Here is an 18,372-nt window from a genome sequence, read left to right on the forward strand (position 1 = left end):
GACATCACCAGAGGGGCCGGACTACGTTTGCCAACAAGCGTTGGCCAACATCTGTTGGCCCACAGACGTTGGCCCCAGGAGGCCGCCATGACCACCGAGAACCGCACCGACGCCGCCCGCCGCCCCGGAACCGCGGACCACCCGGCCGGGGTCCTGGTCGTGGGGGCGGGCCCCACCGGGCTGCTGCTCGCCGGGGACCTCGCCGCCGCCGGCGTCCCCGTCACCGTCCTGGAGCGCCGCGCCCCGGGACACGGCAACCTGAGCCGGGCCTTCGGCGTCCACGCCCGCACCCTCGAACTCCTCGACGCCCGCGGCCTCGCCGACGAACTGGTCGCCACCGGCCACCGGCTGCGCGGAATGCGGCTCTTCCGCCGTCTCTCGCTGGACCTGACGGAACTGCCCTCCCGCTTCCCGTATCTGCTGATCACTCCCCAGTACGAGGTGGAGCGGCTGCTGGAACGCCGCGCCCGCGCCGCCGGCGTGCGCTTCGAGCACGGCGCCGAGGTGCTGGCCGTGCGCCAGGACGACGAGGGAGTCTCGCTCGACGTCCGCGCCGCGGACGGCACCGTCGCCACCCGCCGCGCCGCGTACGCGGTCGGCGCCGACGGCCACCGCAGCGCCGTCCGGACCGCCCTGGGCCTGCCCTTCCCCGGCCGGTCCGTGATCCGGTCGATCGTGCTCGCCGACGTCCGGCTCGCCGAGCCGCCCCCCGGACTGCTGACCGTGCGCGGCACCGGTGACGCCTTCGCCTTCCTCGCGCCCTTCGGCGACGGCTGGTACCGCGTGATGTGCTGGGACCGCGCCGGCGAGCGGCCCGACGGCGACCCGGTCGGCCTCGACGAGGTCCGCGACATCATGCGCCGCGCTCTGGGCACCGACCACGGCATGAGCGAGGCCCGCTGGCTCTCCCGTTTCCACAGCGACGAACGCCAGGTGCCCGTCTACCGCACCGGCCGCGTGCTGCTCGCCGGCGACGCGGCGCACGTCCACTCCCCCGCCGGCGGGCAGGGGATGAACACCGGCCTGCAGGACGCCGCCAACCTCGGCTGGAAGCTCGCCGCCGTGGTCCGCGCAGGCGCGTCCGACGCCCTGCTCGACACCTATCAGGCCGAACGGCACCCGGTGGGCGCGATGGTGCTCCGCAGCAGCGGCGGCATCATCCGCCTCGCCATGGCCCACAACATCCTCCAGCGGGCCCTCCGCGACCTGCTCTCCCTGGCCGTCGGGCACCTCCCACCACTGCGCCGAAGGGCCCTGGGCACGGTCACCGGCATCGGCATCGCCTATCCCGCCCCGCGCGGCGCCCATCCCCTGACCGGCGGGCGCGCGCCCGATCTGCCCCTGCGGGAGGGCCGGCTGTACGAGGCCCTGCGCGCCGGCCGCTTCGTCCTCGTGACCCCCGAGGGCCCCGCGGACGGCTCCGCGGACGGCCCCGCCGCCGACCCGCGCGCCGTTCATGTCACCCGTACGGACGGCGGCCGCACCACGCTGCTCGTCCGCCCCGACGGCTACATCGCCTGGGCCGCCGAGGGCACCGCCGCCGGGGGCCGCGCCGCCGCCCTCGCCGCCTGGGCCGGCACGGGAGGCTGAGCCACCGGCGGGGCTCCGGGGCCCGCGGATCCGCGGACCGCCCTGCGAGCGCCCGGCACCACCGCGCCTATGCTGCGAATGTGGGCGGGCGCTTGCCCCTCCCGACCTCCCGAACGGCGAAAGGCAGCACGACCATGAGCCCCCGTACCGCAGTCGTGACCGGCGCGAGCAGCGGCATCGGTGCCGCCACCGCCCGCAGGCTGGCCGAAGCCGGCTACCACGTCGTGCTCACCGCCCGCCGCGCCGACCGTCTGGAGGCGCTCGCCAAGGAGATCGCCGCCTCGGGCCACTCCGCGGCCGCCGTGGCCCTCGACGTCACCGACCGGAGCGCCGTCGACGCGCTCGCCGCCTCGCTGGACCGGGTGGACGTCCTGTTCGCCAACGCCGGCGGCGCCCTCGGCGCGGACCCGGTCGCCACCGCCGATCCCGCGGAGTGGCGCACGATGTACGAGGTCAACGTCATCGGCGTGCTCAACACCGTCCAGGCCTTCCTGCCCCGGCTGATCGCCTCCGGCGACGGCACCGTGGTCGTGCTCTCCTCCACGGCCGCCCTCACCCCGTACGAGGGCGGCGGCGGGTACGTGGCGGCCAAGCACGGCGCGCACGCCCTCGCCGGGACGCTCCGCCTGGAACTGCTCGGCGAGCCGGTCCGCGTGGTCGAGATCGCCCCGGGCATGGTGAAGTCCGAGGGCTTCGCGCTCACCCGCTTCCACGGCGACGAGGAGAAGGCCGCCGCCGTCTACGCGGGCGTGGCCGAGCCCCTCACCTCCGAGGACATCGCCGACACGGTCACCTGGGCGGTCACCCGCCCGCCCCACGTCAACGTCGACCTCCTGGTCGTCCGCCCCCGCGCCCAGGCCGCCCAGCACCGGGTGCACCGGGAGCCGTAGCCGCCCGGCGGGGTCACAGGCGCAGCGCGAGCGGGGTGCCCCGGGCGGCCACGCAGACCGCCCCGGCGTGCACCGGGGCCGACGGCCCCGGCAGCCAACGGCCCCACGGCGTGCCGGCGTTGACCGGTGCTCCACAGCGGACGGCCCGTGCGCAGGTGGAAGGCGCGCAGGGGCGAGCAGCCGCGCCCACAGTGCTCCCTGGCGCATCACCGTTCCGCTCACCTGCGCCGTACGACGGGCGGGTCCGGGGCCCTTCGCGGCCCCGGACCCGCCCGCCCGGCCGGGCTCAACCCTTCACGCAGACGACCTGCTTGAGCTTCGCGACGACCTCCACGAGGTCCCGCTGCTGCTCGATCACCTTCTCGATCGGCTTGTACGCGCCGGGGATCTCGTCCACCACTCCCGAGTCCTTGCGGCACTCGACGCCCTTGGTCTGCTCCTCCAGGTCCCGCGTGGAGAACCGCTTCTTCGCCGCTGTGCGGCTCATCTTGCGGCCCGCGCCGTGCGAGGCGGAGTTGAAGGCGTCGGTGTTGCCGAGGCCGCGGACGATGTACGAACCCGTGCCCATGGAGCCCGGGATGATGCCGTGGTCGCCGCTGCCGGCCCTGATCGCGCCCTTGCGGGTGACGAGCAGGTCCATGCCGTCGTAGCGCTCCTCCGCCACGTAGTTGTGGTGGCAGGAGATGACCTCGTCGAAGGTGACCTTGGCCTTGCGGAACTCGCGCCGCAGCACCTCCTGGAACAGGGCCATCATGATCGCGCGGTTGCGCTTCGCGTAGTCCTGCGCCCAGAACAGGTCGCGCCGGTAGGCCGCCATCTGCGGGGTGTCCGCGATGAAGACGGCCAGGTCGCGGTCGATCAGGCCCTGGTTGTGGGACAGCTTCTGGGCCTCGCCGATGTGGTACTCCGCGAGTTCCTTGCCGATGTTGCGCGAGCCGGAGTGCAGCATCAGCCAGACCGCGCCCTCCTCGTCGAGGCAGACCTCGATGAAATGGTTGCCGGAACCGAGGCTGCCCATCTGCCTCGTCGCGCGCTCCCGACGGAACCGGACGGGCTCGGCCAGGTCGTCGAAGCCGTCCCAGAAGCGGTCCCAGCCGGCGGCGGACAGGCCGTACAGCCGGGCGGGGTCGACGGCCTCGTCGTGCATGCCGCGGCCGACCGGGACGGCCTGCTCGATCTTGGAGCGGAGCCGGGAGAGGTCGCCGGGCAGGTCGTCGGCCGTCAGCGAGGTCCGCACGGCGCTCATGCCGCAGCCGATGTCCACGCCGACCGCGGCCGGGCAGACCGCGCCGTGCATCGCGATCACCGAACCCACCGTGGCGCCCTTGCCGTAGTGGACGTCGGGCATGACGGCGAGGCCCTTGATCCACGGCAGCGAGGAGACGTTGCGCAGCTGCTGCATGGCCCCGCCCTCAACCGCGGCCGGGTCGGTCCACATGCGGATGGGCACCCGCACTCCGGGCACTTCTGTGTACGACATCTCGATCCCCCCTGGGTCGGACGGTGATTTCCATCAAGGCAACACAAACAACACGTCACAACGGAAAGTGAAATAAAGGGCGAAGGCGGCCATACAGCCCCATGATCCGGCGACGGCCGCAGCGCGTGCGGTAGACATTGTGTCTACCCGTCGCCCACCCCCGCCAAGGGATTTACGCGGGCGCCGGACCGATCGCCGGAGGAAGGGGCCACCTCAAGTGCAGCCAACGGGAGACCGCGTGCACCGGGTCCGGGGCCTGGTGGCCGCGGTGTGCACGACCGCGCTCGCCGCCGCCGCGCTGGCGGGGTGCACAGGCTCGGGCGGCACCGGGGACGGCGCACGCAACGGGGACACCGCGGACGGCAGGCAGTCCACCCCGGCCGCCCCGCCCGGCCGGTACCGGGTACTGCCCGAGCCCTGCGGTTCGCTGGCTCCCGGCACACTCGAGAAGTTCGTCCCGGACGCGGACGACTACGCGGGCGAGGCGACCGTGACGTTCGACACGGACCGCAAGGCGGGCTGCAGGTGGACCGGCCGCACCGAGCTCGGCAACCGCTACCTCCACATCGACCTCGAGCGCGTCGTGTCGTACGACACATCCGTCAGCGACGAGAACCAGGCCACGGCGGACTACGACAGCCGGGCCGCGGCGGCCCACATCCCGGCCGCCACGGCGCCGGCCGACGCCGCCGCCTCCACGTCGGCGACCGCGGGGCCGCCCGGCGCGGAGGGCGGGAGCCCCACGGCCTCGGGCGCGCCCTCGCCGTCTGTCACGGCCACCGGCGACACCTCCCCGCGCACCCTCGACGACCTCGGCGACGGGGCCTTCCTCGACGACGTCCTCAAGACCCAGGACTCCGGACTCCACCGCGACATCGCCGTGGTCTTCCGCATGGCGAACGTTCTGGTCACCGTCGAACTCTCCCAGTGGTCGACGGACAAATCGGTCGAACCGCCCAGCGAGGAACTGCAGCTGGGGGCTCGCCAGGTCGCGGCCGAGCTGGCAGATCAACTGGACGAATGAGACGAAGCGCGTAGTCTGGCCGTTTGTGCCATGACATGACACGCATACGAAATGAGCGAAGGACCCATGCACCGATCAGCCCCGCACCTCGCCCGCCTGCTGGTGGGCGCGGCCGTGCCGGTGATGCTCGTCGCCGGCTGCTCCTCCGGCTCGGACTCGTCGAAGGACGACGCGCAGAAGGCGGCCGCCGCCTCGGCCGCCGCGTCGAAGTCCGCGTCACCGTCGCCCAGCACCGTCGCCGCCAAGTACGCCGAACTCCCCGACCCCTGCCGGGTCATCGGCGCCAAGACCGTCAAGTCCCTGGTCCCCAAGGCGAAGAAGCCCGCGGGCTCCCCCGCGCACTCCGCCGAGCGCGACGAGCGCGGCGGCTGCTCCTGGAACGGTCTGGACGGCTACCAGTACCGCTGGCTGGACGTCTCCCTCCAGCGCTATGACACGGTCGCGGGCCTCGGCTCGGCCGAGGAGCAGGCGAAGGAGCGCTACGCCGAGCAGGTCGCCGAAGCCGGCCGGGTCAAGGGCGCCAAGAGCGCTCCGGTCGCGGTGGACGGCGTGTGGGACGCGGGCACCGCCGTCACCTCGACGGCGAAGAAGGACAAGGAGGAGTACCGGGACGTCACGGTCGTCGCCCGCACCGGGAACGCCGTGCTGGTGCTCACCTACAACGGCGCGGGCCTCGAGGACGCGAAGACCCCGGCCGGTTCCGGCCTGAAGGCCGGCGCGCTCAAGGCGGCCAAGGAGGCCGCCACCGCGGTCGCGGCGGCGAACGCGTAACAACTGCGGGATCCGCTGTACCGATTCACCACGTTTGGGCAACCTGCCCGTTGCCCCGTGTGGCAGGCTGGGCAGGCCAGTTTCCGAGCCTGGGAGGGTCGCGGGTGTCCGCGATACGCATGAACCGGACGCACCGGATCCTGATCGGTGTGGTCGTCACGGGCGCGGTGGTCATCGCCGCGATCGGCTTCGCGGGCTCGTACGCGGCCGTGCGCGAGCTGGCGCTGCGCAAGGACTTCGGCTGGTTCGCCAACGTCTTCCCGATAGGCATCGACGCCGGGATCGTGGTGCTGCTCGCACTCGACCTGCTGCTGACCTGGCTGCGCATCCCGTTCCCGCTGCTGCGCCAGACGGCGTGGCTGCTGACGGCGGCCACGATCGCCTTCAACGGCGCGGCGGCCTGGCCGGACCCGCTCGGCGTCGGGATGCACGGCATCATCCCGATCCTCTTCGTCGTCTCGGTGGAAGCGGCCCGGCACGCGATCGGCCGGGTCGCCGACATCACCGCCGACAGGCACATGGAGTCGGTCCGGCTCGCCCGCTGGCTGCTGGCCCCCTTCGCGACCTTCCGCCTCTGGCGGCGCATGAAGCTGTGGGAGCTGCGCAGCTACGACGAGGTCATCCGGGTCGAGCAGGAACGTCTCGTCTACCGCGCCCGGCTGCGCGCCCGCTACGGCCGGGCCTGGCGCCGCAAGGCCCCGGTCGAGTCCCTGATGCCGCTCAAGCTCGCCCGGTACGGGGTGCCGATGGAGCAGACCGCGGCCATCGGCCTGGCCGCCGCGGGCATCGACCTCCCGGCCGCCGCCGCGGCCACCGCCGCGCTGCCCGCCGCCGAGCCGGCCCCCGCGCCGGAGGCGGGCCCCGCGCCCGAGCCCGTGTGGCACGCCCCGGAGCCGGCCCCCGGACCGGTCCCGGCCGAGCCGCAGGTCCAGGTCGAGTTCCGGGCCCCCGCTCCCGCGCCGGAACCGGTGGCAGATCCGTACCAGGCGCCGGAGCCGTACCAGCAGCCCGCTCCCGCTCCCGCGCTCGAGCCCGTCACCGCCCCGGTCGGCGCCGGGAACCGCCGCCGTGCCCTCGCCGACGGCAACGGCGTGATCCCCACGCCCCGCGCCGAGTTCGCCCCGGAGCCCGACTCGGACTTCTACCCCGAGCCCGAACCCGAGCCGGAGCCCGTCACGGAGGACACCTCCCGCGAGGAGATCTACGACCGCGCCTTCCGGGCGTACCACCAGCAGTTCGGCACCATCCCGAACGCCCGCCAGTTCGGCCTGATCCTGCAGGACCGTTACGGCATCTCCAGCCCCAACGGCGGCCCGCTCAGCGAGAGCACACTGCGCCCCTACGTCCGCGAACTGCGCCGCCGGCTCGAACTCGACGGCCAGTACGCGTCGTAGCGCCTCAGCCGGCGGCCGGAGCGACGGCCGGGCCCAGCGAGGCGACCACGTCGGACGCCGAGAGCAGCCGCACCCGCGCCGCGTCGAGGGCCGCCGGGTGCAGCGCGAACACCTCGCCGCCCTCGGCCACGGCGACGTCGCCGCGCAGCAGGTACGCCAGCCGTGCCGCGTCCGGCTCCACACCGTCGGCGGGGTCGGCGTACGTCGAACCGATCCGGGCCGCGAACTGCGCCGCGGTCTCGGCGTCGCGGCGCCGGTAGGCGGTGGTGGAGCCGTCCGCGTGCCGCAGCAGGACGGTCGCGGCGCGGGCCGCGGCCTGCCAGACGGCAAGTTCGCCCAGCCCCACCCGGGCCCCGGAGGCGAACATCCCGGTGAGGCCCTCGGCGAGGGCGGCGAGGCCGTCCCCGTGCCGCGCCACGGAGTGGCAGGTGCCGGTGACGCCCATGGCCACGTCAAGCCACCGCATCGTGCGGCCCGCCACGTCGATCACCAGCGGCACGCTCGTGCGGGCCCGCCCGGTCAGGTCGTAGCGCTGCTCGACGGCGCGGGCGTCGAACACCGGTCCCGCGTCGCCCGGTTCGTCGCGCAGCATCAGCCCGGCGAACGCCTCGTCCAGTTCCTCGAACGGCACGTCGTTGAACGAGAAGACCAGCGCGACGAGGTGGCGCACCCCGGCGTCCGCCAGGGCGTCCAGGTCCAGGTCGACGAACTCGCTGGCACCGTCCGGGGCGGGGGCGCTGGTCAGGTCACCCGAGTGCACCGCGGCGCCGCCGCCGAACCGCAGGGCCGTGTAGTCGCAGTGGCCCACGCGCCGCCAGTCGGCGTCGAACATGGCCGTGGACAGGTCCAGGTCGGTCCTGCCGGAGTGCTCGCTCTCCGTCCAGTGCAGGAACAGCCGGATCGTCCGGCCCTGCGGCACGGGCAGTTCGCTGCCGCGCGGCAGGGTCACCAGGGCGCGCGAGGCGGTGCGCTCGGTGAACGGCGCGATCAGGCCGTCCAGTCCGGCGTCCACGACGGCGACCTCGACCGCCTCCCGCTCCGCCGCCCGCCGCAGCACCTCGGCGTGGAGCACGGCCACGGTCCTCTCGACCGTACCGGCGTCGATAGGCAGCCGGTCGTCGTCCGCCAGATGCGTCTTGGCGCTGCCGCCCTTCGGGAAGAACACCCTGGTGCCGGCCGCGTGCGGGCGGCTGCGGATCTCGCCGAGCGCGGACAGCAGCACCGCGGGCGACACCCGGGGCGCCGCCGTCTCCAGCGCCGACAGCACGACGTCCGCCTCCGCGGCCCCGGAGAGCCGCAGCAGGTGGTCGAGCCGGCGTACGAACTCGCCCGGCCGCTGCGCCAGCAGCGCGACCGCCGCCGGTACGTCCATGGCGTCCAGCGCGGCCTCGACCCGGCCCGCCCAGCCGCGCACCCGTACCGTCGTCCCGGTCGCGTCGATCCGCGGCGCGGCGTCGGCCGCCGCCCGCAGGGTCGCGGTCAGCGCGTCGCCGTCCGCGAGGCGGGTGTCGCGCAGCGCCGCGACGGCGAGCGCGGCCCGCGGGAAGCGGTCGGCGTGCTCGAAGGGGTGCAGCCGCTCGGCGACGCGCAGCCACGCGTGCCGGTGGCGGCGCATGTCCTGCGCGGCCAGGTCCGGCGCCAGGCCGTCGAGCACCCCGAGCAGGGCGCGCCGCAGCGGCCGCGGCACCGCGCCGAAGCGCGGCAGGTCGACGAGGCCGGGGTCACCGCCCGAGCGGACGGCGAGCAGCCGCAGGACGTCGGTCGCGGTGTCGATGCGTGCGGCGGCGGCCGGGACGGCGGTGGCGTACGCGGCGGGATCGGCCAGCAGCCAGGCCAGGACCCGGGCCTTGGTCTCCCGGCCGGGGATCTGCTCCGGCAGCCAGGACAGCCCGTCCCGCTCCCGGGTCCCCAGCAGCGCCACGAGGTCGTCGGCGTCCTGCGGGCTCAGCGCACCGGTACGGGCGAGGAGCCCGCCGAGCTCGCGCTCCGCGTCGGCGTCCCGCGCCGCGAGGTCGCCGCCGTACTGCAGCACGCGCAGCCGCTCGGGCAGGGCGCGCCGCAGCGCGCCGAAGCGCCGGGGCCGTCGAGGCCGCAGGAAGGGGTCGTCAGCGTCGATCCGGCGGTGGCAGACCGGGCACGCCGAGAAGTCCGCGCCGTCGAAGCAGGAGCGGCACACCAGGTGCGCGCAGGGCGAGACGGCGTGGACGGTGCCCTCCGTGCCGCACAGCACGCACGGCTGCTCCGGGTGCTGGAAGAGCAGGGTCAGGACCCGGTCGACGTAGAAGGCGAAGGTGTCCCGCGGGGTGCTCGCGGGGAAGTCGCGGAACAGCGGCTCGTGGGGCCGGTCGGCGCCCAGCGCCTGGTCGGCCTCGGCCAGCAGGGCACGCCCGGCAGCGGTCAGCGCGGCCTCGCTCCGCTCGGTGAGCGCGGCCCGCAGCGCGGGCGCCATCAGGTAGCCGCGGTCGAGCAGGTCCGCCTCCAGCAGTGCCACGCCCGCCGCGGTGGCGAGCGACGGCCCGGCCGGAGCGGTCGGCGTCGGCAGGTGGACGGCTCCGCCGCGTGCGAGCAGGACGGCAGCGAGCGTGCGCGGCGCGGTCGTGGTGGCGGTGGTGGTGGCCGTGGACATCCCTGTGTCTCCCCCTGATGGACGTACCGGGGCGGGAAGTGGGCGCGCTGACAACCTTCGCGGCACAGCGATAGCGATGACTGTGAGGAGGAAGCACGCCGGGAGCCGCCCCGGGAACCGGTGGTCCCGTGCCCGGTCCCCATGTCCGGGCCGGTGACGCCGGTCGTGTACGCGGGGCGGGAAGCCGGAGCGCTGTTCATTGACAGTGAGAGAAGGAAGCACACCGTGAGCCGCCCCGCGTGCGACGACCCTAGCGCGGGGCCCCCTCCACCGCGTTCGAATATTCACGCCCCGGCACGCGCGACGGCGGCGGGTGGCCGTGCCACCCGCCGCCGCCATGTGCGCGTCCCGCTCAGCTCGCCGCGAGCAGCTCCCGCACGCGGTCCTGACCGACCGCCAGCAGCAGCGTGGGCAGCCGCGGACCGGTGTCCCGGCCGACCAGCAGCTTGTAGAGCAGGGCGAAGAAGGAGCGCTGGGCGACCTTCATCTCCGGCGTCGGCTTGGCGTCGGGCGCGAAGCCCGCCTGGATCTTCGGCACGCCGTAGACCAGGGTGGTCAGCCCGTCCAGCGACCAGTGCTCGGGCAGCCCGTCCACCAGCAGCTTCAGCGCCTCCCGCTCCTCGCCCGACAGAGCCGCCAGGGCCTCCGCGTCCGCCTCGGTGCGCACCCGGGTGCGGGCCTCCGGCTCGACGTGGGTGTTGACCCAGCGCTCGGCGCAGTCCAGCCGCGGCCGGGCCTCGTCCAGGGAGGCCAGCGGCTGCTCCTGGTCGAAGTCGCGCAGGATGCGCAGCGTCTGCTCCTCGTCCCCGGTCGTGATGTCCACGACCGAGGCGAGGGTGCGGTACGGCAGCTTGCGCGGTGTGGTGGGCAGTTCACCGCTCGCGGTGCTCGCGGCCCGCGAGTGCACCGCGAGGTCCACCGGGGCGGCCGTGCCCTCGGCGACCTTGCGCTCCAGCGCGTCCCACTCGTCGTAGGTGCGGGAGATCTCGTCGCCGAAGGAGATGTTGAACGCCTGGTTGGGCCGCCGGCGGGCGTACAGCCAGCGCAGCAGCTGCGGCTCCATGATCTGCAGCGCGTCGGCCGCGATCGGCACGCCGCCCTTGGAGCTGGACATCTTGGCCATGCCGCTGATGCCGACGAAGGCGTACATCGGGCCGATGGGCGGCTCGGCGCCGAAGATCTCGCGCACCAGCTGCTGGCCGACCATCCACGAGGAGCCGGGCGACTGGTGGTCGACGCCGGAGGGCTCGAAGTCCACGCCCTTGAAGGCCCAGCGCATCGGCCAGTCGACCTTCCAGACCAGCTTGCCGCGGTCGAACTCGCTCAGCCGCACGGTCTCGCGGTTGCCGCAGTCCTGGCACTCGTAGGTGAGGTCGGTGGTGTCGTCGTCGTAGGCGACGACCGTGGTCGTGTCCTTGTCGCAGGCCGAGCAGTACGGCTTGTACGGGAAGTACTCGGGGGCCTGCGCGAGCGTGGCCTCCTCGTCGTCCTGCTCCTCGCCGCCGCCCTTCTTCTTCGTCCGGTAGCGGCCGAGCACCTCGTCGATCCGCCGGCGCTCGCGCATCGCGTGCAGGATCTGCTCGCGGTAGGCGCCGGAGGTGTACTCGACGGTCTGGCTGATCTCGGTGACCTCGACGCCGAGCGCCGCCAGCGCCTCGCGGAACGGGGCCTTGAAGTGGTCCGACCAGGTCTCGTACGAGCTGCCCTCGGGCGCCGGCACGGAGGTCAGCGGCTTGCCGATGTGCTCGGCGTACGACGGGTCGTAACCGGCCGGCACCTTGCGGTAGCGGTCGAAGTCGTCCCAGGACAGGATGTGCTCGCAGGGCACGCCGCGCCGCTTGATCTCGTCGGCGACCAGGTGCGGGACCATGATCTCGCGCAGGTTGCCCAGGTGGATCGGGCCGGAGGGGCTGATACCCGAGGCGACGATGATTTTCTTGCCCGGAGCCCGACGCTCGGCTTCCGCGATGACGTCGTCCGCGAAGCGGGCGACCCAGTCGGCCTCGGTGCTCTGAGCCACTGTCTCGACTTCCTTCCACCTGTGCAGCGGGTAGCGCGGTACCCGGCAATTGTCCCAGAGAAAAATGAGTGGTAGCGCGTGGGATACTGAGGGTTGATCTCCGATCCCTCTCAGGAAGCACCCATCCCATGGCCTCGGTCAACTCGCTTTCCGCCTCGATCCAGCAGCGCGTCGCCGACGCCCTCGGTGCCGACCCGCTGCTGCGACGTAGCGACCGGGCCGACTTCCAGGCCAACGGCGTGCTGGGCCTCGCCAAGCGGAGCAAGCAGAACCCGCGCGAGCTGGCCGCCCAGGTCGTCGAGGCCCTCCCGGCCGGCGACGAGCTGATCGCCGCCGTCGAGGTCTCGGGACCGGGCTTCCTCAACATCACCGTCTCGGACGCCGCGATCACCCGGACGCTCGCCGCCCGGGCCGCCGACGACCGGCTCGGCGTGCCCGTGAAGCCGGAGCCGGGCACCACGGTGATCGACTACGCGCAGCCGAACGTGGCCAAGGAGATGCACGTCGGCCACCTGCGGTCCTCCGTGATCGGCGACGCGCTGGTCAAGATCCTCGAGTTCGAGGGCGAGACGGTGATCCGCCGCCACCACATCGGCGACTGGGGCACCCAGTTCGGCATGCTCATCCAGTACCTGGTGGAGCACCCGCACGAGCTGGACCACGAGGCGTCCGAGGCCGGCGAGGAGGCGGGCGAGGCCTCCATGTCGCGCCTCAACCGGCTCTACAAGGCCTCCCGGACCGTCTTCGACTCCGACGAGGAGTTCAAGACCCGGTCGCGCAAGCGCGTCGTCGACCTGCAGGCCGGCGACCCGGAGACGCTGGCGATGTGGCAGCGGTTCGTGGACGAGTCGAAGATCTACTTCAACTCCGTCTACGACAAGCTCGACATCGCGATCCGCGACGAGGACGTCGTCGGCGAGTCCGGCTACAACGACATGCTGGTCGAGACCTGCAAGCTGCTGGAGGAGTCCGGCGTCGCCGTGCGCTCCAACGGCGCGCTGTGCGTGTTCTTCGACGACGTCAAGGGCAAGGACGGCGAGCCCGTCCCGCTCATCGTGCAGAAGGCCGACGGCGGCTTCGGCTACGCCGCAACCGACCTGTCCGCGATCCGCGACCGCACCGCGGACCTGCACGCCGACACGCTCCTGTACGTCGTGGACTCCCGGCAGGCCCTGCACTTCAAGATGGTCTTCGAGACGGCCAGGCGGGCCGGCTGGCTGACCGACGAGGTCACGGCGCTCCACATCCCGTTCGGCACACTGCTCGGCAAGGACGGCAAGCCGTACAAGACCCGGTCCGGCGAGACCTTCCGGCTGGTCGACCTGCTGGACGAGGCGGTGGAGCGCGCCGCGACCGTCATCCGGGAGAAGTCCTCGGAGCTGACGGACGAGGAGGTCGCGGACCGCGCCAAGGAGGTCGGCATCGGCGCGATCAAGTACGCCGACCTGTCCACCTCGCTCGGCCGGGACTACGTCTTCGACCTGGACCGGATGGTCTCGCTCAACGGCGACACGAGCGTGTACCTGCAGTACGCGTACGCCCGGAACCGCTCCATCCTCCGCAAGGCGGGGGACGCGAAGCCGGTCGCGCACCCCGAGCTGCCGCTGGCCCCGGCCGAGCGGGCGCTCGGCCTGCTGCTGGACGAGTTCGCGGAGACCCTGGCGGGCGTCTCGGAGACCTACGAGCCGCACAAGCTGGCCTCGTACCTGTACGCGCTGGCCTCGGCGTACACCACCTTCTTCGACCAGTGCCCGGTCCTGAAGGCCGAGACCCCCGAACTGCGGGAGAACCGCCTCTTCTTCTGCGACCTGACCGCCCGCACCCTGCGGCAGGGCATGGCGCTGCTCGGTATCCGCACGCCCGAGCGCCTCTGACGCGCCCCGCGTCCGTACGACGGCGGCCCCGGCGGGAGTCATCACTCCCCCCGGGGCCGCCGTTGTCGGTGGGCACCCCTACATTCACGGCCATGGCGATGCTCCCCAACCAGCTCCCGAAGCTCGCGCAGGACCCGGCCGGCCGGTCCCTGGGCCTGAACCTCCCGCCCGGCACGCTCGTCGACGCCACGAGCGACGGCCGCTGGCACGAACCGCTGCTGTGGCACGCGGAAGGGCCCGCCGAGCCGGGCTCCTGGGAACGGCTGCTCCCCGCGCGGATGTCGGCGGGGCTGCACCCGGTGCTGCTCTCCATGGACGAGGCGCTGCCGGCCACCAGGGACCTGGACCCCGGGGCGATGTCCTATCCGGGCGACCACGACGCCGACGAGGTCCTCGCCGGCCTCTGGGGGGACGAGGAGGAGTCCGAGGAGGACGACGCGGACCTGACCGCCCCGTTCGGCCGGGCGTGGCCCGGCCTCGCCCCCGAGCGGGAGTTCGAGGCCGACCCGGACGTCAGGGCGGCCGAGGTCGCCGCGTCCGTGGTCGGGGCGGGGTGGATCAAGGACCCCCGAGCGGCCCTCGTCCCCGCCCGGCGCAGCGCCGACGTCCCCGCGGCCATCGGCTGGACGGGACCGTGCAACCACGAGAACGACGTGGCCCGGCTCTGTGCCGTCCTGCGCTCCTGGGAGGAGCGCTTCGGTGTGCGCGTCGTGGCCGTCGCCTTCGACGTGCTCGTCCTCTCCGTGGCCGCGCCGCCGGCCACGGAGGCCGAGGCCGAGGCCGTGGCCGCCGAGCACTTCGCCTTCTGCCCCGACAACGTCACCCAGGGCAGCGGCTCACTGCGGGCGTACGCCGAGTCCCTGGTGGACGCGCACGCCTGGTCCTTCTGGTGGGACTAGGCGGTGCCGTCGACCGGGCCCGAGCTACGGGTGTCCTTCCCCGCGGTGGAAGGACACCCCCGAGACGACCCGGTCAGCACCGCTCAGCGGTGGAAGTGCCAGCGGTGGTCGTGACGGTGGTGGCGGTGGTGCCAGCGCGGGTGGTGCCGGTGGTGGCGGTGGTGCCAGCGGCCGTCGCGCCCGCCACGGCGGAACTCACGGCCGTCACGCCCCCGGTCACGGCGGAACTCACGGCCTCGGCCGCGGTCACCGTCGTGCCGGTACTCGCCGCCCCGGTCGTTTGTCGCCTGGGTCGTGTGCGACACCGCCGCCGTCGGCGGCGTTGCGGCGCCGGCAGCGCCGGCGCCGCCCAGAAGGACGGCGGCAGCGACGCCCAGCGCGGCGGCGAATCGGGGAATCCGCATCGCGGTTCTCCTTTCACGGCGGAGGCCCTTGTGCCTCCGCCTGCTGTGGACTTGCTGTGAACTTCCCACCGAGATGGGCCGTTAAGTCCGAATCGCCACCAACGCCACTTGATGTAATGAAATGCCGGGCAACCTGGAACCGCGCCGTCCACATCCGCGTCCTGCGCGCGATCATCTGTGGGTACCGCGTCCGGGCAGCGCGCGAAGAGCGCCGCCCACCCCGCTTCGGCAGGTGACCGCCCCGGCTGCAGACCCGGCCGGGCATGATCACTCCTCTGCCGCCGATCACACCCGGTCGGCGGCCCCCGGGCACGGCAGCGCCCGCGCGAGGGGGCGCCCCATGTTCGTTGTGTGCTCCGCGACCTGACCGCGCGTGAGCCGCGCCCCGGCCGAGGACGTCGGGCGGCCGCACGGCGACCGTGCGCGCCGGAGCCACCACGGCCGCGCGCAATCCGGCGACACCGGCGCGCCGGGCCGGTGCCTGAACGGCCGGCGGCCGCGGGCTCAGAGCTGCGCGGCCACCTCGGTCGCCCAGTAGGTGAGGATCAACTGGGCGCCCGCGCGGCGGATCCCGGTCAGGGTCTCCATGATCGCCCGGTCCCGGTCGATCCAGCCGCGCTCGGCCGCCGCCTCGACCATCGCGAACTCGCCGCTGATCTGGTACGCCGCCACCGGCACGTCCACCGACTCGGCGACCTTCGCCACCACGTCGAGGTACGGCCCCGCGGGCTTCACCATCACCATGTCGGCGCCCTCGGCGAGGTCCAGCGCCAGCTCGCGCAGCGACTCCCGCTGGTTCGCCGGGTCCTGCTGGTAGGTCTTGCGGTCGCCCTTGAGCGAGGACCCGACGGCCTCACGGAACGGCCCGTAGAACGCCGACGCGTACTTCGCCGTGTACGCCAGCACCGACACGTCCTGGTGGCCGGCGGCGTCCAGGGCGCCCCGGATGACGCCGACCTGACCGTCCATCATGCCGCTGGGGCCGACGACGTGGACGCCGGCGTCCGCCTGGACCCGGGCCATCTCCGCGTAGCGCTCCAGGGTCGCGTCGTTGTCCACCCGGCCCTCGGAGTCCAGCACGCCGCAGTGGCCGTGGTCGATGTGCTCGTCGAGGCACAGGTCGGACATGACCACCAGGGCGTCGCCGACCTCGCTGACGACGTCGCGGATCGCCACCTGCAGGATCCCGTCCGGGTCCGTGCCGGGCGTCCCCACGGCGTCCTTCTTCTCGTCCAGCGGCACGCCGAAGAGCATGATCCCGCCCACGCCCGCCTCGGCCGCCTCCACGGCGGCCTTGCGGAGGGTGTCGCGGGTGTGCTGGACGACGCCCGGCATGGCGGAGATGGGCACGGGCGCGTCGATGCCCTCGCGGACGAAGACGGGGAGGATCAGCTCGGCGGGGTGCAGCCGGGTCTCCGCGACGAGGCGGCGCATCGCGGGCGTCGTACGCAGCCGGCGGGGCCTCGTACCGGGGAACTGACCGTATCCGCTTCCGTTTCCGCTCATCACCGCGCCGCGCCTTTCTCCGTCCCGGGCCGTTTCCGCGTTCCACGGTACGCCCGTACGCGCCGTGCTCATGCCGACCCGTTGTCGGCCCGGTGCGGTCCGCTGCCGGCCCGGGAACGCAACGGCCCCCGGCTCCGCAGGGGGAGCCGGGGGCACGCGGAACGCGGCCGGTGGGCCCGTCAGACGCGGGCCCTGCGCCGGGAGCCGGGACGCCGCTCGCTGGGACGCGTGACGGGGTCGCCCGCGGCGATCGCCGTCTCGCGCCGCCGGACGCCGAAGTCCGCCAGCGCCTGCGCGAGCGCGTGGACGGACGGCTCCGGGGCCATCACGTCCACCCGCAGCCCGTGCTCCTCCGCGGTCTTCGCGGTGGCCGGGCCGATGCAGGCGATCACGGTCACGTTGTGCGGCTTGCCCGCGATGCCGACGAGGTTCCGCACCGTGCTGCTCGAGGTGAACAGCACCGCGTCGAACCCGCCGCCCTTGATCGCCTCACGGGTCTCCGCCGGCGGCGGGGAGGCCCGCACGGTCCGGTAGGCGGTGACGTCGTCGACCTCCCAGCCGAGCTCCACGAGCCCCGCCACGAGCGTCTCCGTCGCGATGTCGGCGCGCGGCAGGAAGACCCGGTCGATCGGGTCGAAGACGGGGTCGTAGGGCGGCCAGTCCTCCAGCAGGCCGGCGGCGGACTGCTCGCCGCTGGGCATCAGGTCCGGCTTCACACCGAAGTCCACCAGCGCCCCGGCCGTCTGCTCGCCCACCGCCGCGACCTTGATCCCGGCGAAGGCACGCGCGTCGAGCCCGTACTCCTCGAACTTCTCGCGGACGGCCTTGACCGCGTTCACCGAGGTGAAGGCGATCCACTCGTACCGTCCGGTGACCAGGCCCTTGACCGCGCGCTCCATCTGCTGCGGGGTGCGGGGCGGCTCCACCGCGATCGTGGGCACCTCGTGCGGCACGGCACCGTAGGAGCGCAGTTGGTCGGAGAGGGACGCGGCCTGCTCCTTGGTGCGCGGGACGAGCACCTTCCAGCCGAACAGCGGCTTGGTCTCGAACCAGGAGAGCAGCTCGCGCCGCGCGGTCGGCTCGCCGACCACGGCTATCGCCGCGATGGGGCCCTCCGGCGTGGGCAGCGCCTTCGTCGCCTTCAGCTCGGCGGCGATCGTGGACAGCGTGGCCGTCCAGGTGCGCTGCCGGGTCGTCGTACCGGCGACCGTGACGGTCAGCGGGGTGTCCGGCTTGCGGCCCCCGGAGACCAGCTCCGCGGCGTTGGCGGCGACGGTCTGCAGGGTGGTGGAGACGACCAGGGTCGCGTCGCTCGCGCCCGCCTCGCTCCAGCACCGCCCCGACGCGGTCGCCGCCTCCACGAACCGCACGTCGCCGCTGAGCGGCACGCCGGCGTACACGGGCACGCCCACGGCCGCGGCCACGCCCGGCACGACCTCGAAGGGGATGCCGGCCTGCGCGCAGGCGAGCATCTCGCCGGCGGCCGCGGAGTCGAGTCCGGGGTCGCCGGCGATCGCACGGACCACCCGCTTGCCGGTACGCGCGGAGGCCATGAAAAGCTTGGCCGCGGCGGCCGAAGGGCTCAACTCCCCCTCGGCGTCGCCCGGCTGCGCCGTGTCCACGCCCGGCCGGGCATGGGTCCGTACGACGTCCAGCACGTGGCCGTCGGCGACCAGGACGTCGGCGTGGGCGAGCGCCTCGACGGCGCGAAGGGTCAGCAGCCCGGGGTCACCGGGCCCGGCACCGAGGAAGGTGACGTGCCCGAGGGCGGAACCCGGCACACCCGTGCCCGCGGTCCCGGTGTGGCCCGCGGTGCCCGCGGTACCCGTCCTGCCTGCCGGTCCTGCCGGCCCGGCCGCGGTGGTGCCTGCGGTCGTGTTGGTCGCTGCGGCGG

Annotated in this window: 13 protein-coding genes; 7 read left to right on the forward strand and 6 right to left on the reverse strand. The window is 73.7% G+C overall.

All coding sequences use genetic code 11. The annotated features are described in order from the left end of the window. Nucleotides 1-87 precede the first annotated feature (87 nt). Together OIE69_RS18420 and OIE69_RS18425 are read left to right on the forward strand one after the other, a co-directional pair. The gene (locus OIE69_RS18420; RefSeq protein ID WP_326572975.1) at nt 88-1,590 is read left to right on the forward strand and encodes an FAD-dependent oxidoreductase; all 1,503 of its coding nucleotides are present in this window, start codon (nt 88-90) and stop codon (nt 1,588-1,590) included. 134 nt (nt 1,591-1,724) lie between these two features. Then, nucleotides 1,725-2,480, forward strand: a complete 756-nt coding sequence (locus OIE69_RS18425) for an SDR family NAD(P)-dependent oxidoreductase (RefSeq protein ID WP_326572976.1) — start codon at nt 1,725-1,727, stop codon at nt 2,478-2,480. A gap of 286 nt (nt 2,481-2,766) precedes the next feature. Here the strand turns inward: OIE69_RS18425 and OIE69_RS18430 are convergent, their stop codons facing one another. After that, nucleotides 2,767-3,960, reverse strand: coding sequence for an RtcB family protein (locus OIE69_RS18430; RefSeq protein ID WP_326572977.1), 1,194 nt, complete (start codon nt 3,958-3,960; stop codon nt 2,767-2,769). Between the two features lie 238 nt (nt 3,961-4,198). Between OIE69_RS18430 and OIE69_RS18435 the strand changes: the two genes are divergently transcribed. The 3 genes from OIE69_RS18435 to OIE69_RS18445 all read left to right on the forward strand — a co-directional run bounded on the left by OIE69_RS18435 (nt 4,199) and on the right by OIE69_RS18445 (nt 7,149). Then, a complete protein-coding gene (locus tag OIE69_RS18435; protein ID WP_326572978.1) occupies nt 4,199-4,984 on the forward strand; it encodes a hypothetical protein in 786 nt (261 codons plus the stop codon). Nucleotides 4,985-5,050: 66 nt separating this feature from the next. After that, nucleotides 5,051-5,755, forward strand: a complete 705-nt coding sequence (locus tag OIE69_RS18440) for a DUF3558 family protein (protein WP_326572979.1) — start codon at nt 5,051-5,053, stop codon at nt 5,753-5,755. 119 nt (nt 5,756-5,874) lie between these two features. After that, nucleotides 5,875-7,149 (forward strand): DUF2637 domain-containing protein, encoded by a 1,275-nt coding sequence (locus tag OIE69_RS18445; RefSeq protein ID WP_326581248.1) that lies wholly within the window; start codon nt 5,875-5,877, stop codon nt 7,147-7,149. 4 nt (nt 7,150-7,153) lie between these two features. Here OIE69_RS18445 and OIE69_RS18450 read toward each other — a convergent pair whose 3' ends face one another. Beyond that, the gene (locus OIE69_RS18450) at nt 7,154-9,775 is read right to left on the reverse strand and encodes an MXAN_6230/SCO0854 family RING domain-containing protein (RefSeq protein WP_326572980.1); all 2,622 of its coding nucleotides are present in this window, start codon (nt 9,773-9,775) and stop codon (nt 7,154-7,156) included. A gap of 352 nt (nt 9,776-10,127) precedes the next feature. After that, nucleotides 10,128-11,795 (reverse strand): lysine--tRNA ligase, encoded by a 1,668-nt coding sequence (gene lysS / locus OIE69_RS18455; RefSeq protein WP_326572981.1) that lies wholly within the window; start codon nt 11,793-11,795, stop codon nt 10,128-10,130. A 128-nt stretch (nt 11,796-11,923) separates the two neighbouring features. Between lysS and argS the strand changes: the two genes are divergently transcribed. Continuing rightward, complete coding sequence (argS, locus tag OIE69_RS18460; protein ID WP_326572982.1) at nt 11,924-13,669, forward strand: arginine--tRNA ligase; 1,746 nt, start codon at nt 11,924-11,926, stop codon at nt 13,667-13,669. Nucleotides 13,670-13,761: 92 nt separating this feature from the next. After that, entirely contained in the window at nt 13,762-14,568 is an 807-nt protein-coding gene (locus OIE69_RS18465; protein WP_326572983.1) for a DUF4253 domain-containing protein, read from the forward strand. A gap of 83 nt (nt 14,569-14,651) precedes the next feature. On the opposite strand, the gene OIE69_RS18470 is transcribed toward OIE69_RS18465, so the two are convergent. The 3 genes from OIE69_RS18470 to OIE69_RS18480 all read right to left on the reverse strand — a co-directional run bounded on the left by OIE69_RS18470 (nt 14,652) and on the right by OIE69_RS18480 (nt 18,259). Beyond that, nucleotides 14,652-14,972, reverse strand: coding sequence for a hypothetical protein (locus tag OIE69_RS18470; protein ID WP_326572984.1), 321 nt, complete (start codon nt 14,970-14,972; stop codon nt 14,652-14,654). 504 nt (nt 14,973-15,476) lie between these two features. Beyond that, nucleotides 15,477-16,478, reverse strand: a complete 1,002-nt coding sequence (gene hemB, locus OIE69_RS18475) for a porphobilinogen synthase (RefSeq protein WP_326572985.1) — start codon at nt 16,476-16,478, stop codon at nt 15,477-15,479. Nucleotides 16,479-16,657: 179 nt separating this feature from the next. Continuing rightward, nucleotides 16,658-18,259 (reverse strand): bifunctional uroporphyrinogen-III C-methyltransferase/uroporphyrinogen-III synthase, encoded by a 1,602-nt coding sequence (locus OIE69_RS18480; RefSeq protein WP_326581250.1) that lies wholly within the window; start codon nt 18,257-18,259, stop codon nt 16,658-16,660. Between the last annotated feature and the right edge of the window lie 113 nt (nt 18,260-18,372).

Source organism: Actinacidiphila glaucinigra (genome assembly GCF_035918135.1).
GTDB lineage: Bacteria > Actinomycetota > Actinomycetes > Streptomycetales > Streptomycetaceae > Actinacidiphila > Actinacidiphila glaucinigra.

Coding starts and splice junctions, on each gene's coding strand:
- OIE69_RS18420 (WP_326572975.1), top strand. CDS start 88: ATGACCACCGAGAACCGCACCGACGCCGCCCGCCGCCCCGGAACCGCG.
- OIE69_RS18425 (WP_326572976.1), top strand. CDS start 1,725: ATGAGCCCCCGTACCGCAGTCGTGACCGGCGCGAGCAGCGGCATCGGT.
- OIE69_RS18430 (WP_326572977.1), bottom strand. CDS start 3,960: ATGTCGTACACAGAAGTGCCCGGAGTGCGGGTGCCCATCCGCATGTGG.
- OIE69_RS18440 (WP_326572979.1), top strand. CDS start 5,051: ATGCACCGATCAGCCCCGCACCTCGCCCGCCTGCTGGTGGGCGCGGCC.
- OIE69_RS18445 (WP_326581248.1), top strand. CDS start 5,875: ATGAACCGGACGCACCGGATCCTGATCGGTGTGGTCGTCACGGGCGCG.
- OIE69_RS18450 (WP_326572980.1), bottom strand. CDS start 9,775: ATGTCCACGGCCACCACCACCGCCACCACGACCGCGCCGCGCACGCTC.
- argS (WP_326572982.1), top strand. CDS start 11,924: ATGGCCTCGGTCAACTCGCTTTCCGCCTCGATCCAGCAGCGCGTCGCC.
- OIE69_RS18465 (WP_326572983.1), top strand. CDS start 13,762: ATGGCGATGCTCCCCAACCAGCTCCCGAAGCTCGCGCAGGACCCGGCC.
- OIE69_RS18470 (WP_326572984.1), bottom strand. CDS start 14,972: ATGCGGATTCCCCGATTCGCCGCCGCGCTGGGCGTCGCTGCCGCCGTC.
- hemB (WP_326572985.1), bottom strand. CDS start 16,478: ATGAGCGGAAACGGAAGCGGATACGGTCAGTTCCCCGGTACGAGGCCC.